Below are 15,438 nucleotides of genomic sequence, written 5' to 3'. Positions count from 1 at the left end.
GCAAAAAAGTGGGGGATTTTATAAAAAAAGGGATCTGAAAGTCTTGATTTTACTGGGCTGAAGATTCCGAGAGATTATAATAATCATAATATGGGGGATGCCAAAGGGCATCCCCATATTATGATTACACAAAAAAAGAACTGTAAAAACAGTTCTTCTAAAGCAGCCAGTACGAGAATCGAACTCGTGTTTCCGCCGTGAGAGGGCGGCGTCTTAACCCCTTGACCAACTGGCCATATGTATAAATAAAATTTATGGATATCGGTTAAATATAGCAGCCAGTACGAGAATCGAACTCGTGTTTCCGCCGTGAGAGGGCGGCGTCTTAACCCCTTGACCAACTGGCCTTGCGTCAACCGACTTGCTTAGTATATACTACCTTTCAGAAAAATGCAAGCACTTTTTTTAAAAAATTTTCATGCTTGCAAAAACCTTAGGATCTGGGGTATTATATAGAACGAATGTTTGAACGTAATAAAGAACAAGTATAACTGTTCAGCCGATGGAAGTAAAGATGGGACTGGGCAGTTAAGAAAGGATCTGAAACAGTCATGGCAAAAAAAGATACCTATGACGCAGGCAGTATATCTGTACTGGAGGGATTGGAGGCGGTCCGTAAACGGCCGGGAATGTATATCGGAAGTGTATCGCGAAAGGGTCTGAACCATTTGATCTACGAGATTGTGGATAATGCAGTAGATGAGCACCTGGCAGGATACTGCAGCCTGATCCATGTGGTTCTGGAAAAGGATGGCTCCTGTACAGTTACAGACAATGGACGAGGCATTCCGGTGGATATGCACGAAAAGGGAATGTCCGCAGAACGTCTTGTGTTTACTACACTTCATGCAGGCGGTAAGTTTGACCATTCTGCATATAAGACAAGTGGCGGACTTCATGGAGTAGGTTCTTCTGTTGTAAATGCATTATCTGTATATCTGGATATCAAGATCAGCCGTGACGGCTATATCCATCATGACCATTATGAAAGAGGAATCCCTACGATACCACTGGAAGGCGGTCTTCTGCCGAAGCTGGGCCGGACAAAGACAACAGGCACCTGTGTGAATTTCCTGCCAGATCCGGAGATTTTTGAAAAGACCCGTTTCTCTGCTACAGAAGTAAAAAGCCGTCTTCATGAGACAGCATATCTGAATCCGGAATTGACCATCCGCTTTGAGGACAAAAGAGGGGACGCGACTGAGGATATTACCTATCATGAGCCAGAGGGTATCGTGGGTTATATCCGGGATCTGAATCAGAATTCAGAAACACTGCATGAGCCAGTTTATTTTAAGGGCGAAGCAGATGGAATCCAGGTGGAAGTGGCATTTCAGTTTACCAATGAATTCCGGGAGAATGTGCTAGGCTTTTGCAACAACATTTATAATGCAGAAGGCGGTACTCATCTCACTGGCTTTAAGACCACTTTCACAACAGTGATGAATACTTATGCCAGGGAAATTGGCATATTAAAAGAAAAAGATCCGAATTTTACAGGGGCAGATATCCGGAATGGTATGACTGCAGTTGTGTCGGTGAAGCATCCGGAGCCAAGATTTGAAGGACAGACCAAGACTAAGCTGGATAATCAGGATGCTGCCCGTGCTACCGGCAAGGTAACGGGAGAACAGCTGGTACTGTTTTTTGACAGAAATCTTGAAACCTTAAAGACTGTACTTTCCTGTGCGGAAAAAGCTGCAAAGATCCGCAAAACAGAAGAACGTGCAAAGACCAACCTTCTTACAAAACAGAAATATTCCTTTGATTCCAATGGAAAACTGGCTAACTGTGAGAAAAAGGATCCTGCTCTTTGCGAGATCTTTATTGTAGAGGGAGATTCTGCAGGCGGCTCTGCCAAAACAGCCAGGGATAGGAATTATCAGGCTATCCTTCCAATCAGGGGTAAGATTCTGAATGTGGAGAAGGCCACTATTGACAAGGTACTGGCAAATGCAGAGATCAAGACCATGATCAATGCTTTTGGCTGTGGCTTTTCAGAAGGCTACGGAAATGATTTTGATATTACAAAGCTGCGCTATGATAAGATCGTGATCATGGCAGATGCGGATGTGGATGGAGCACATATTTCAACCTTGCTTCTTACGTTATTTTACCGTTTTATGCCGGAACTGATCTATGAAGGACATGTGTATATTGCCATGCCTCCTCTGTATAAGGTTATGCCAAAAAAAGGCGAAGAGGAATATCTGTATGATGATAAGGCATTGGAAAAATACAGACGTACCCACAAATCCGGTACCTTTACCCTGCAAAGATACAAAGGTCTTGGTGAAATGGATGCCCAGCAGCTGTGGGAAACCACCCTGAATCCGGAAACAAGACGGATGAAGAGGGTGGAGATCGAGGATGCAAGGCTTGCATCCAGTGTGACAGAAATCCTGATGGGCAGTGATGTGCCTCCCAGGAAGGCATTTATCTATGAGCATGCTACAGATGCAGAACTGGACGTATAGTCAGTGCAGAGAGGATATAGAAGATGGAAACAAAGCAGGATAATATAATTGCTGCCGATTATTCGGAAGTAATGCAGAAATCATATATTGATTATGCCATGAGCGTGATCATTTCCAGGGCACTTCCTGATGTAAGGGATGGCTTGAAGCCTGTACAAAGGCGTACCCTTTATGATATGTATGAGCTGGGGATCCGGTATGACCGTCCTTACAGAAAATGCGCCCGTATTGTTGGAGATACCATGGGTAAATACCACCCGCACGGAGACAGTTCCATTTATGAGGCATTGGTAGTGATGGCTCAGGATTTCAAAAAGGGCAAGACCCTGGTGGATGGACATGGAAACTTCGGCTCCATTGAAGGAGATGGAGCTGCAGCTATGAGGTATACGGAAGCCAGGCTGGAAAAGCTTACCCAGGAAGTATTCCTTGCAGACCTTGATAAGGATGTGGTGGATTTTCTTCCTAACTTTGATGAGACAGAGAAAGAACCGGAGGTACTGCCTGTACGTATCCCTAATCTTCTTGTAAATGGTGCAGACGGTATTGCGGTAGGTATGGCTACCAGTATTCCGCCCCACAATCTGGGAGAAGTGGTGGATGCGGTTAAAGCATATATGAAAAATAATGAGATCAGTGTTAAGGGGCTGATGCGTTATATGAAAGGCCCGGATTTTCCTACCGGAGGTATCATTGTCAATAAAGATGAGCTTCTGAATATTTATGAAACAGGAACCGGGAAGATCCGTATCCGTGGACGAGTGCAGATTGAAAAGCAAAAAAACGGCAGACAGCTGCTGGTGATCACAGAAATCCCGTATACCATGCTGGGAGCAAATATTGGTAAATTCCTGAATGACGTAGCTGCCCTGGTAGAAACAAAAAAGACTACAGACATTCTTGACATTTCCAACCAGTCTTCCAAAGAAGGGATCCGTATCGTACTGGAACTGAAAAAGGATACGGATGTGGAGAATCTGACCAATATGCTGTATAAGAAAACCAGGCTGGAGGATACCTTTGGCGTTAATATGCTGGCAGTGGCAGAGGGCAGACCGGAAACCTTAAGCCTTAAGCAGGTGATCGAGTATCATGTGGATTTTCTTTTTGAGATCACTACAAGGAAATACACCACCCTTCTTGCAAAAGAGATGGACAAAAAAGAGATTCAGGAAGGGCTGATCAAGGCTTGCGATGTGATCGACCTGATCATTGAAATCCTGCGTGGAAGCAAGAACCGGGAGCAGGTGAAAAAATGTCTGGTGGAAGGTGTTACAAAGGGAATCCGTTTTAAGTCAAAGGCAAGTGAAACGGCAGCCGGGAAGCTGCATTTTTCTGAAAAGCAGGCAACGGCTATTCTGGAAATGCGTCTGTATCGTCTCATTGGTCTGGAGATCGAAGCCCTGGAAGCTGAGTACAAGCAGACCATGGACAATATTGCCAGATACGAAGATATTCTGAATAATTATGATTCTATGGCACATGTGATCATGGATGATCTGGATCAGATCAAGAAGGAATATACTGTAAAAAGGCGGACAACCATTGAAAATGCCCAGGAAGCTGTATATGAAGAGAAAAAAATGGAAGAGATGCAGGTATGCTTCCTGATGGATCGCTTTGGCTATATGAAGCTGGTGGATATGAATGTTTACGAAAGAAATAAAGAAGCAGCCAACAGCGAGAATAAATATATCTTTACCTGTATGAATACAGATAAGATCTGTCTGTTTACAGACGGTGGACGGATGCATTCCATTAAGGTGGCAGACATTCCCCTGGGACGATTCCGGGATAAGGGCACACCTGCAGATAATTTGAGTAATTATGAAAGTGCAAAGGAACAGATCATATATGTGGCACCTATGGAGCAGATTCGAAATGGCTCCCTTATGTTTGTGACAGCAGCTTCCATGTGTAAGCTGGTAAAAGGCGAAGAATTTGATGTGGCAAAAAGAACGATAGCTTCCACCAAATTAAACCCGGAGGATTACCTGATCTTTGTTGGTCTTGCAGATGAGATGGAGCAGGTGGTATTTCAGACCAGGGAGGGATATTTCCTAAGGTTCCTGAAGCAGGAAATCTCATCCATGAAGAAAACAGCAGTTGGTGTAAGAGGCATGAAGCTGACAGAGGGTGATGCTGTGGAGCACGCTTATTTGTTGGAAGGCCACAGGGAATATAACATTACTTACAAAGAGAAGGAGTATTCCCTGAATAAGGTGAAACTGGCAAAAAGGGATACAAAAGGGGTAAAACCAAGGCTGTAACACATTTATTAAGGAAAAAGCCCTTGCAATTCCCTAGGATTGGTGCTACAATGGCAAAAGAAACTAAGAACTTGTTGGCATAGGAGTGGGCAGACGCCCACTCTTTTTGCTGATAAAGGGACATGTTGGAAAGGCAGGTGGGAAGCATGAGCAGACGAGAAGAATATCAGCAGAGGGCAGAAGCACTTTTGGCTCCTATTGTAGAAGAACAGGGCTTTGAACTGGTAGACGTAGAATATGTAAAGGAAGCAGGATGCTGGTATTTGCGAGGCTATATTGACAAACCCGGCGGGATTACAGTGAATGACTGTGAAGCTGTAAGCCGTATTTTCAGTGATAAGCTGGATGAACAGGATTTTATCGAAGACAGCTATATTATGGAGATCAGTTCTCCTGGGCTTGACCGTCCACTGAAAAAGGAAAAGGACTTTGCCAGGAGCCTTGGAAAGCTGGTAGAAATCCGGACCTACCGGCCAATCGAAAAACAGAAAGAATTTTGCGGTGTTCTGACCGCATATGATGGTAACAGTGTGACAATTGACGAAGATGGACAGAACCGAGTATTCGATAGGAAAGAGATCGCACTGATCCGGCTGGCAATTCAGTTTTAAGGACTTATTAGGAGGAAAAGAGAAAAATGAACAGAGAGTTAATGGAGGCACTGGATACGCTGGAAAAAGAAAAAAATATCAGCAAAGAAACTCTTTTGGAAGCAATTGAGCAGTCTCTGATCCAGGCTTGCAAGAACCATTTTGGAAAGGCTGACAATGTGCATGTAAGCATTGACAGGGATACCTGCGACTTCAGCGTATATGCAGACCGGACCGTTGTTGAATATGTAGAGGATCCGGTGGAGGAAGTATCCCTGGAGGATGCAAGAAAGATCAATGCAAATGCAGAGATCGGCGATGTGGTAAAGGTTCAGATCCATTCAGATAAGTTTGGCAGGATCGCTACACAGAATGCTAAGAATGTGATCCTTCAGAAGATCCGTGAGGAAGAACGTAAAGTGCTGTATGATCAGTATTACGGCATTGAGAAAGAAGTTGTAACAGGTATTGTACAGCGGGTGATGGGCAGAAATGTAAGCATTAACCTTGGAAAGGCTGATGCAGTCCTTAGCGAGAATGAGCAGGTGAAGGGGGAGACATTCCAGCCTACAGAGCATATCAAGGTTTATATCCTGGAAGTAAAGGATACCCCGAAGGGTCCCCGTATTCTTGTGTCTAGGACCCATCCGGGCCTGGTGAAACGTCTTTTTGAGTCTGAAGTTGCAGAAGTAAAAGACGGTACTGTAGAGATCAAGAGCATTGCCAGAGAGGCTGGATCCCGTACAAAGATCGCTGTATGGAGCAATGATCCGGATGTAGATCCTGTAGGAGCTTGTGTGGGTGTGAACGGTTCCCGTGTAGGAGCCATCGTAAATGAGCTTCGCGGAGAGAAGATCGATATTATCAACTGGGATGAGAATCCGGCTATTCTCATCGAGAATGCATTAAGCCCTGCAAAGGTGATCGCTGTTATGGCGGATCCGGATGAGAAGACTGCACTTGTTGTAGTGCCGGATTACCAGCTTTCCCTTGCTATAGGCAAGGAAGGACAGAATGCCCGCCTGGCAGCCCGTCTTACAGGTTTCAAAATTGATATCAAGAGTGAGACACAGGCTAAAGAATCCGGAGACTTCTATGACTATGATGAGGATGAAGATGAGGAGTATTACGATGAGGACGAATATGAGGAGCCTGTAGAAGCAGAAGTACAGGATTCCCAGGAGCCTCAGCCGGAAGCTGACAAAGAGCCATCTTCAGAAGAAACAGAGGAAGCATGAAAACAAAAGGCAAGATCCCTATGCGGCAGTGTACTGGCTGCAGGGAAATGAAAAATAAAAAAGAGATGATCCGGGTTTTAAGAACCGGAGAAGGAGAGATCCTTCTGGATGCAACAGGGAAGAAGAATGGCCGTGGTGCGTATCTCTGTTTTTCCAGGGAATGCCTGGAAAAGGCCAGGAAAAATCATGGACTGGAGCGCTCCCTGAAGGTATCCATACCGGATGAGGTTTATGACAGCCTGGAAAAGGAGTTCGACGGAATTGATTCAAAATAAAGCATTATCATTGTTAGGTTTGGCCACAAAGGCCGGAAAGACGGTAAGCGGCGAATTTTCCACTGAAAAATCCGTAAAGTCCGGCAAAGGTTATGTGGTTCTTGTTGCCGGTGATTCATCCGATAACACAAAAAAGAAATTCCGGAATATGTGTGCTTATTATCAGGTGCCTTTGTTTATCCTGAAAGAAGACAAGGAAATGCTGGGAAAAGCCATGGGCAAAGAATTTCGGGCCAGTGCAGCAGTGCAGGATGAGAATTTTGCAAATGCTCTCATTAAGAAACTGGCTGATAGTGGTGTGTTTCCGGAAGAGGCATAACCACCAGCTGTTACAGATTCCGTTTTGCAAAAGAGAAATAAAGCAGTTCATCTGCTTTACAGGTATTTGGTAAGAAGGAGGAAGGTAAATGACCAGAATCAGGGTACATGAGCTTGCCAAAGAGCTGGGAAAGCAAAATCGGGAGATTATGGAATTATTAAGAGCTGAAGGGATTGACGTAAAAAGCCATATGAGCAATGTGGAGGAATCCCAGGCAGCTGTTATCAGAAAAAAAATAAAGGATCTAGGAAAGGAGAAAGATACGAAATTGGAGACTCCTAAGACAGAAGAAAAGGTAGTTACGGCGAAGACGGATGCTGAAAAAACAGAAGCGCCGAAAAAGAAAAAAAATATTATCCGCGTATATCATGCACAGAATGCCAGTGATGGCGGAAAAGGAAGAAAGAAACCGCTTGGCGAGAAGCGCCAGAGACCACAGGGGGCACGCCCTGCACAGCCAAGAAGCCAGGCAGTGGCACCGGCAAAACCTGCTGCAGCAAAGCCTGCAGAGAACGTAAAGCCGGCAGAAAGTGCAAAACCGGTTGAGACTGCAAAACCATCTGCAGCACCAGTACAGGCAGCAAAGCCAGTGGAGAGCATTAAACCGGCAGAAAGTGCAAAGCCGGCTGAGACTGTAAAACCAGCAGAGACAGCAAAACCATCTGCAGCACCGGTACAGGCTGCAAAGCCGGCTGAGACTGTAAAACCAGCAGAGACAGCAAAACCATCTGCAGCACCGGTACAGGCTGCAAAACCGGCTGAAGCAAAACCGGCTGAGTCAAGACAGGGATCTGACAGACCGAGAAATGAAGGCAGCAGACCACAAGGCGCAGGCAGAGGAGAAGGCCGTCCAGCTGGAAACAGCAACGGACAGTCCGGACGAGGATTCCGTGGGAATGATAACCGTAATGGGGAAAGAAGAAGCTTTGACCGTCAGGGCGGCGGCCGTCCTCAGAGAAACGGAGATAGTACACAGCGAAATCCAAGATTCGGAGAAGCAGGCGGACGCCCGGCACGTTCCAATGAGGGAAGACCGTCAAGACCAGGAGATTCCAGACCAGGACAGCGCCAGGGTGCAGGCCAGGGCGGACGTTTTGGCCAGGGCAGACCACAGGGTGCAGGCAGAGGAGAAGGCCGTCCGGATAATCGTGATAACAGAGGTGAAGGAAGAGGAGACGGACGTTTCAGCCAGGGAAGAGGCGGACAGCGTCAGGGTGCAAGAAGAAGCACAGGTGCTTCCGATACAGTATTTACTCCAGAACTTACCAAAGGCACCAAGGACAGCAAGCGTGAGCGTGACAGAGAAAATAAAAACAAAAAGAAAGATTTTGATAAGACAAGTGGCGGACACAGACCAAACCAGGGTGGCCGTGGTATGGTATCCAGACTGCCAAAGGCACTTCAGAAGCTGGCTCCCCAGCAGAAACAGCCGGAAGAGAAAAAACAGCCTGAAGTAAAAGAAATTACCCTGCCGGAGAAAATGACCATCCGTGAACTGGCAGAAGCTATGAAGATGCAGCCATCTGTAATCGTGAAAAAGCTTTTCATGCAGGGACAGATGGTAACTGTAAACCATGAGATCGATTTTGAAAAAGCACAGGAAATCGCCATGGAATTCGACATCATTGCAGAACAAGAGGAAAAGGTAGATGTGATCGGCGAGCTTCTGAAAGAAGATGAAGAAGATCAGTCCACTATGGTTCCCAGACCTCCGGTTGTATGTGTAATGGGTCACGTTGACCATGGTAAAACATCTCTTCTTGATGCAATCCGTAAGACAAATGTTACAAGAGGCGAGGCTGGCGGTATCACTCAGCATATTGGTGCTTATGTGGTAGATATCAATGGTCAGAAGATCACATTCCTTGATACACCAGGACATGAGGCATTTACAGCTATGCGTATGCGTGGTGCCAATGCTACAGATATTGCAGTTCTTGTAGTTGCAGCAGATGATGGTGTGATGCCACAGACTGTAGAGGCGATCAGTCATGCGAAGGCAGCAGGAGTGGAGATCATTGTTGCTATTAACAAGATCGATAAACCAAGTGCCAATATTGAGCGTGTAAAACAGGAGCTTTCCGAATATGAACTGATCCCTGAGGACTGGGGCGGAAGCACAGCCTTTGTACCTGTTTCAGCAAAAACAGGGGAGGGTATTGAGGATCTGCTTGAGATGATCCTTCTTACTGCAGAGGTTTCCGAACTGAAAGCCAATCCTAACCGTGCGGCAAGAGGTCTTGTGATCGAGGCACAGCTGGATAAAGGTAAAGGACCTGTTGCTACCATTCTTGTACAGAAGGGTACTCTCCATGTGGGAGACTTTATTGCGGCAGGTGCCTGCAGTGGTAAGGTTCGTGCAATGATGGATGACAAGGGACGCCGGGTAAAAGAAGCCGGACCATCCACACCTGTGGAGATCCTGGGTCTTGGTGATGTGCCAAACGCAGGAGAGGTGCTGATGTCCTTTGAGAATGATAAAGACGCCAAGAATTTTGCAGCAGCCTTTGTATCTGAGAATAAAAACCGTCTGCTGGAAGAAACGAAAGGCAAGCTTTCTCTTGACAATCTGTTTGACCAGATCCAGGCAAGTGACCTGAAAGAACTGCCGATCATCGTGAAGGCAGATGTACAGGGATCTGTGGAAGCGGTAAAACAGAGTCTTGTAAAGCTTTCTAACCAGGAAGTTGTAGTAAGAGTGATCCATGGTGGTGTTGGTGCTATCAATGAATCTGACGTAAGTCTGGCAGCTACCTCTAATGCGATCATCATTGGATTTAATGTACGTCCTGATACTACTGCAAAGCAGCTGGCTGAGCAGGAAGGGGTAGATCTGCGTCTGTACAAAGTGATCTATCAGGCAATCGAGGATGTGGAAGCAGCTATGAAGGGTATGCTGGATCCAATCTACGAAGAGAAGGTGATCGGCCATGCAGAGGTTCGTCAGCTGTTCAAGGCTTCCGGTATCGGTACGATCGCAGGAAGTTATGTTCTGGACGGTATGTTCCAGAGAAACTGCAAAGTACGTATTACCAGAGGTGAGGAGCAGATCTATGAAGGCGAGCTTTCATCCCTGAAGAGATTTAAAGACGATGTGAAAGAAGTTAAGGCAGGCTACGAATGTGGTCTTGTATTTAATGATTTCAATGACGTAAAAGAAGAAGATAAGATTGAAGCGTATATCATGGTAGAAGTGCCAAGATAGAACATCCGGGCAAGCGTCAGGATAGGAGATAATTATGAGGAAAAACAGCATTAAGAATACTAGGATAAACGGTGAAGTGCAGAAAGAATTAAGCAAGATCATCCGTGAAGAGATCAAGGATCCACGTATTCATCCAATGACATCTGTCATGGCAGTGGAAGTAGCGCCTGACCTGAAAACATGTAAGGCATTTATCAGTGTCCTGGGTAACGAGGAAGCAAAGCAGTCCACGATCAAGGGTCTGAAGAATGCAGAAGGATATATCCGCCGGGAGCTTGCAAGGACATTGAATCTGCGGAATACACCGGAGATCCGTTTTATTCTGGATGAGTCCATTGAATATGGCGTGAATATGTCAAAGCTGATCGATGACGTAATGATGAAGGATGCAAAAACATCACAGCCTGACCAGGAAGAAAAATCAGGAGACGGAAGGGAAGAGTGACGAGGTAAGATATGGAGAGGATTGAAGAGATACTGAATGGCGTTAAGACATTGGGAATCGGAGGTCATGTCCGGCCGGATGGAGACTGTGTAGGCTCCTGTATGGCATTATATCTGTACATCAGAAAATATTTTCCGCAGATCAAAGCGGACATTTATCTGGAAAGCCCAAAGCCGGTTTTTCATTATATCAGTCACATTGAAGATATTAAGACAGAAGCAGACGGGGACAGACAGTATGACCTTTTTGTTACCTGTGATGTAAGCTCAAGAGACAGGCTGGCAGTTGCCGGGGAATATTTTGAACATGCAAAGAAAACTGCCTGCGTGGATCATCATGTAAGCAATCTTGGCTTTGCAGATGTGAATCATGTGGAGGGAGAAGTCAGTTCAGCCTGCGAAGTGCTTTACGGGCTTCTCGATCCTGAAAAAGTGGATAAGGACATTGCAACTGCTATTTATACAGGGATCGTTCATGATACAGGCGTGTTCCAGTATTCTTCCACCACACCAAAAACGATGCGGATCGCTGCCACGCTGATGGAAACAGGATTTAATTTCAGCAAGATCATTGATGAATCTTTTTATCAGAAAACCTACCTGCAGAATCAGGTAATGGGTCGTGTTTTGGCAGAAAGCATTATGCTGCTGGATGGAAGATGCATTGTAGGCTGCATGAAAAAAAGAGACATGGATTTTTACGGTGTGGAAGGCAAGGATCTGGATGGAGTTGTAAGCCAGCTCCGCCTTACCCAGGGCGTAGAGGTAGCCATGTTCCTGTATGAAGTAGAAAGCCAGGTGTTTAAGGTTTCTCTCCGATCTAATGGCAAAGTGGATGTAAGTGCGATTGCCGTTTATTTCGGAGGAGGCGGACATATGCGAGCAGCAGGCTGTGATATGGCAGGTTCTGTATATGATGTGATCAATAACATATCCGAACAGATTGAAAAACAGCTGTTGGGACAGGACAAATAATGGACGGAATCATTGTAATCAGAAAAGAAAAAGGATATACCTCCCATGATGTGGTAGCTAAGCTTCGTGGGATTCTATCCATGAAAAAAATCGGCCATACAGGTACCCTGGATCCGGAGGCAGAAGGTGTGCTTCCGGTTGCTCTTGGCAAGGGTACCCGTCTGGTGGATATGCTTACAGACAAAGAAAAGACTTATGAAGCGGTACTTCGCCTGGGAGTGGTAACAGATACCCAGGACATGACTGGTACGGTTCTTGAAGAGTATCCTGTACATGTAACCGAAGAGCAGATCCAAGATACAGTAAATGGCTTTCTTGGAGAGCAGATGCAGGTTCCACCTATGTATTCTGCACTGAAGGTAAATGGTAAAAAGCTGTATGAACTGGCAAGAGAAGGTAAGACGGTAGAGCGTAAGGCCAGGCCTGTATTTTTCTACGGTATAGAGATCCAGAAGATTGCCCTGCCGCTTATAAAGCTTACAGTCACCTGTAGCAAGGGGACATATATACGTACCCTATGCAATGATATTGGAGAGGCATTAGGCTGCGGAGGCTGTATGGAAAGCCTTGTAAGGACAAAGGTGGGACGATATACGCTGGAAGAAGCCTATACGCTGGCACAGGTGGAAGAGATAAGAGATCAGGGAAAGATATCCCATCTTGTGATTCCTGTGGAACAGGTCCTTGGTGAGTATCCCAGACTGATGTGTACCCAGGCTGGTGACAGGCTTCTTCAAAATGGAAATCCCCTGATCCAGGAGCTGGTAAATGAAAATGTTAAAGAAGGCTGGGTCCGTATGTATGGCAGCACAGGGAATTTTGCAGGGATCTATCAGTGGGATCAAGGGAAACAAAGGTATTTCCCTGTAAAAATGTTTATTTGAATGAGTGATATTTTTACAAGTATTGGACATGAATTGAATTAAGGAGCAGATGATGGAATATCTGAAGATAAACGGGGAATTTCCAAGGCTTGCACCTTGCGGTGTGACCCTGGGAAAGTTCGACGGGATCCACAGAGGCCATATGCGTCTGGTGGAAAAGGTACTGGAATACAAGAATATGACAGGCTCTAAGGCAGTGCTTTTTGCCATTGATGTAAATGAAAAGATGATCCTTTCCCGTAAAGAAAGGGCTGATTTCCTTGAAAAAGCAGGTATAGATGTTTTGGTGGAGTGTCCTTTGACTGACAGCTTTAAGCATCAGAAGGCTGAGAATTTTATAAAAGAGATTTTGCTTGGAGACTTGCATGCCGGTTTTGTAGCAGTAGGAGAAGATTATCGGTTTGGATACGGCAGGAAAGGTACTCCCCAGCTTTTGAAAAGTTTTGGCGCAAAATACGGTTTCCATGCTGAAGTTATCTCAAAAGAGATGGATGGCAAACGAAAGGTAAGCAGTACGTTTATACGGGAAGAACTGAAAAAGGGAAAAATGGAAAAAGTAGAGGATCTGCTGGGCAGACCCTATTTTCTTGCCGGAGAGATTTTGCATGGGCGAGGCCTTGGACACAGAATGCTTCTTCCAACAACAAATATGATTCCTGATCCGGATAAGCTGATGCCTCCAAACGGTGTTTATGTAACCGTTTCTCATTTTGAAAACCAGGTATATGGGGGGATCACCAATATTGGGTGTAAGCCTACAGTGGGAGGAGAATCCTTTATCGGCGTTGAGACCTACCTGTTTGATTGCAGCCAGGATCTATATGGAAAGCCCTGTAAGGTAGAATTTCTGCATTATCTGAGGCCGGAACATAAATTCCCATCCCTTGAGGCTTTGAAGACCCAGCTTTTAAAAGATGCACAACAGGGAAAAGATTTCATGGACAAAAACCAAAATATCATATATAGTTAATGATGTAGCTACTGTAAAGAAACAGTAAAAAAAGTGTAAAATACAAGGGAGATAATTGAGCAATGGCAGAGATTATTCTTGGACTTATGGGAGGGCTTGGGCTCTTCTTATATGGTATGAGGTTGATGAGCGACAGCTTGGAACAGGCGGCTGGAGCCAGGATGAGAGCGATTCTTGAGTTCTTTACAAAGACCCCATTACGTGGGATCCTTGTAGGTACTCTTTTTACAGCAGTGATCCAGTCATCCAGTGCCTGTACAGTTATGGTGGTCAGCTTTGTAAACTCAGGGTTGATGGATCTGTACCAGGCCGCAGGCGTGATCATGGGAGCTAATATTGGTACTACAGTCACGTCACAGCTGATTTCATTTAACCTTTCCGCACTGGCACCTGCCATTGTTATGGCTGGTATCATACTGGTAATGATTTCCAAGAAGGTGAAAGTCCAGAGAGTGGGCGAGGTACTTCTTGGCTTTGGTATCCTGTTTATGGGACTGAATACAATGTCCAGTTCCATGGCAGTTTTGAGGGAATCCCCTCAGGTAGTTGAGATCATGGGATCTCTTAACGGTCATTTTGCAGCATTGATCGTAGGTCTTGTGGTTACAGCAGTCCTTCAGAGCTCTTCAGCTACGGTTGGTATTGTGCTCCTCCTTGCAAATCAGGGGCTGCTGGATATGAGGATCTGTTTCTTCATTATCCTTGGATGTAATATTGGAGCCTGTGTATCTGCACTTCTTGCCGGTCTGAATGGCAAGCGTGATGCAAAGAGAGCGGCAATGATCCATTTGTTGTTTAATATTTTGGGTACGATCATCATGTATGTGGCCCTGACTGTGGCATTGGAACCGATCACACACTTTATTGAATTTGTTTCCGGAAGCAATCCGGGCCGTGAGGTGGCAAATGCCCACACATTGATCAAGATCGTGGAGGTATTGATCCTTGCACCGTTTATCAAGCAGATCGTAAAGATGACCGGCTGGGTTGTAAGAGGAAAGGAAGAGACGGAAGAAGAAGGCTTCCATCTTCAGTATATTGGCGAAAAATCAGTTTATTCTCCTACAACTGCTGTATTCGATGCGATCCGGGAGATGGAGAGAATGGGACATATGGCCATTTCCAATCTGGAGCGTGCCATGAATGCACTGGTTACGCTGGATGAGCAGGAGATCGAACAGGTATATCAGGTGGAGAGGCAGATCGATTATCTGAATCATGAGATCACCAGTTATCTTGTAAAGGTAAATGGTACTACTCTTCCGGCAGATGACGCAAAGAGCATTGGCGGTTTGTTCCATGTGGTGAATGATATTGAGCGTATCGGGGATCATGCGGAGAATATTGCAGACGCAGCAGAAGCCCGGTTGAAGCAGAATATCGGCTTCAGCGAATCTGCCAAGCGTGAGTTGTCCAGCATGCTGGACATGGTGATCAAGATTACCACATATGCGCTGGATATGTTCTCAAGCAATAATCAGGAACATATGCAGGAGATCCTGGATTTGGAAGATCAGGTAGATGAAACAGAAAGGGAACTGCAGGAGTCACACATCCAGCGTCTTACCAGAGGCGAATGTACAGCCAGCGCAGGTATGATGTTCTCTGATATTATATCCGGTTTGGAGAGAGTATCTGACCATGCTACCAACATTGCTTTTTCCCTTTTGGACGACGATCCTATTGAGCAGCAGAAAGAGGAGCGTGCAAAAGCCGCTGGAAGATAAAGCTGTATCTGGTAACAATTAAACTGGGGAAGCAGCTGAATAGTTTTATAAAAACAACTGAAAA

At 45.5% G+C, this 15,438-nt stretch carries 12 protein-coding genes and 2 tRNA genes; 12 read left to right on the top strand and 2 right to left on the bottom strand.

Going from position 1 to position 15,438, the window contains the following annotated elements; genetic code table 11:
* Nucleotides 1-163: 163 nt before the first annotated feature.
* A tRNA-Glu gene (locus OCV61_RS12425) sits at nt 164-235 on the bottom strand.
* 40 nt (nt 236-275) lie between these two features.
* Nucleotides 276-347: transfer RNA gene (locus OCV61_RS12420), tRNA-Glu, on the bottom strand.
* A gap of 204 nt (nt 348-551) precedes the next feature.
* Between OCV61_RS12420 and OCV61_RS12415 the strand changes: the two genes are divergently transcribed.
* From OCV61_RS12415 to OCV61_RS12360, 12 genes are all read left to right on the top strand, one after another.
* The gene (locus OCV61_RS12415) at nt 552-2,477 is read left to right on the top strand and encodes a DNA gyrase/topoisomerase IV subunit B (RefSeq protein WP_158422053.1); all 1,926 of its coding nucleotides are present in this window, start codon (nt 552-554) and stop codon (nt 2,475-2,477) included.
* A 23-nt stretch (nt 2,478-2,500) separates the two neighbouring features.
* Nucleotides 2,501-4,747 (top strand): DNA gyrase/topoisomerase IV subunit A, encoded by a 2,247-nt coding sequence (locus OCV61_RS12410; protein ID WP_158422052.1) that lies wholly within the window; start codon nt 2,501-2,503, stop codon nt 4,745-4,747.
* 146 nt (nt 4,748-4,893) lie between these two features.
* Nucleotides 4,894-5,358: a ribosome maturation factor RimP gene (locus OCV61_RS12405; RefSeq protein ID WP_158422051.1), complete on the top strand. Its 465-nt coding sequence runs from the start codon at nt 4,894-4,896 to the stop codon at nt 5,356-5,358.
* 26 nt (nt 5,359-5,384) lie between these two features.
* Nucleotides 5,385-6,575: a transcription termination factor NusA gene (gene nusA / locus OCV61_RS12400; RefSeq protein ID WP_158422050.1), complete on the top strand. Its 1,191-nt coding sequence runs from the start codon at nt 5,385-5,387 to the stop codon at nt 6,573-6,575.
* Entirely contained in the window at nt 6,572-6,850 is a 279-nt protein-coding gene (gene rnpM, locus OCV61_RS12395) for an RNase P modulator RnpM (RefSeq protein WP_158422049.1), read from the top strand. The genes nusA and rnpM overlap by 4 nt, the downstream gene beginning before the upstream one ends.
* The gene (locus OCV61_RS12390; protein WP_158422048.1) at nt 6,837-7,169 is read left to right on the top strand and encodes a L7Ae/L30e/S12e/Gadd45 family ribosomal protein; all 333 of its coding nucleotides are present in this window, start codon (nt 6,837-6,839) and stop codon (nt 7,167-7,169) included. The genes rnpM and OCV61_RS12390 overlap by 14 nt, the downstream gene beginning before the upstream one ends.
* A gap of 88 nt (nt 7,170-7,257) precedes the next feature.
* Nucleotides 7,258-10,374 carry a translation initiation factor IF-2 gene (gene infB, locus OCV61_RS12385; protein WP_158422047.1) on the top strand — a complete coding sequence of 1,039 codons (3,117 nt, stop codon included), beginning with the start codon at nt 7,258-7,260 and terminating at the stop codon, nt 10,372-10,374.
* Nucleotides 10,375-10,408: 34 nt separating this feature from the next.
* Nucleotides 10,409-10,819, top strand: coding sequence for a 30S ribosome-binding factor RbfA (gene rbfA, locus OCV61_RS12380; RefSeq protein ID WP_158422046.1), 411 nt, complete (start codon nt 10,409-10,411; stop codon nt 10,817-10,819).
* 11 nt (nt 10,820-10,830) lie between these two features.
* Entirely contained in the window at nt 10,831-11,793 is a 963-nt protein-coding gene (locus OCV61_RS12375; RefSeq protein WP_158422045.1) for a DHH family phosphoesterase, read from the top strand.
* The gene (truB, locus tag OCV61_RS12370) at nt 11,790-12,677 is read left to right on the top strand and encodes a tRNA pseudouridine(55) synthase TruB (RefSeq protein ID WP_334292247.1); all 888 of its coding nucleotides are present in this window, start codon (nt 11,790-11,792) and stop codon (nt 12,675-12,677) included. The genes OCV61_RS12375 and truB overlap by 4 nt, the downstream gene beginning before the upstream one ends.
* 49 nt (nt 12,678-12,726) lie before the next feature.
* Nucleotides 12,727-13,647, top strand: a complete 921-nt coding sequence (locus OCV61_RS12365; protein WP_317258462.1) for a bifunctional riboflavin kinase/FAD synthetase — start codon at nt 12,727-12,729, stop codon at nt 13,645-13,647.
* 62 nt (nt 13,648-13,709) lie between these two features.
* Entirely contained in the window at nt 13,710-15,374 is a 1,665-nt protein-coding gene (locus OCV61_RS12360; RefSeq protein WP_158422043.1) for a Na/Pi cotransporter family protein, read from the top strand.
* Nucleotides 15,375-15,438 lie beyond the last annotated feature (64 nt).

Origin of the sequence: Blautia ammoniilytica (assembly GCF_025566965.1) — a bacterium.
Lineage (GTDB): Bacteria > Bacillota > Clostridia > Lachnospirales > Lachnospiraceae > Blautia_A > Blautia_A ammoniilytica.
This window is presented reverse-complemented; position numbering and strand designations above follow the sequence as displayed.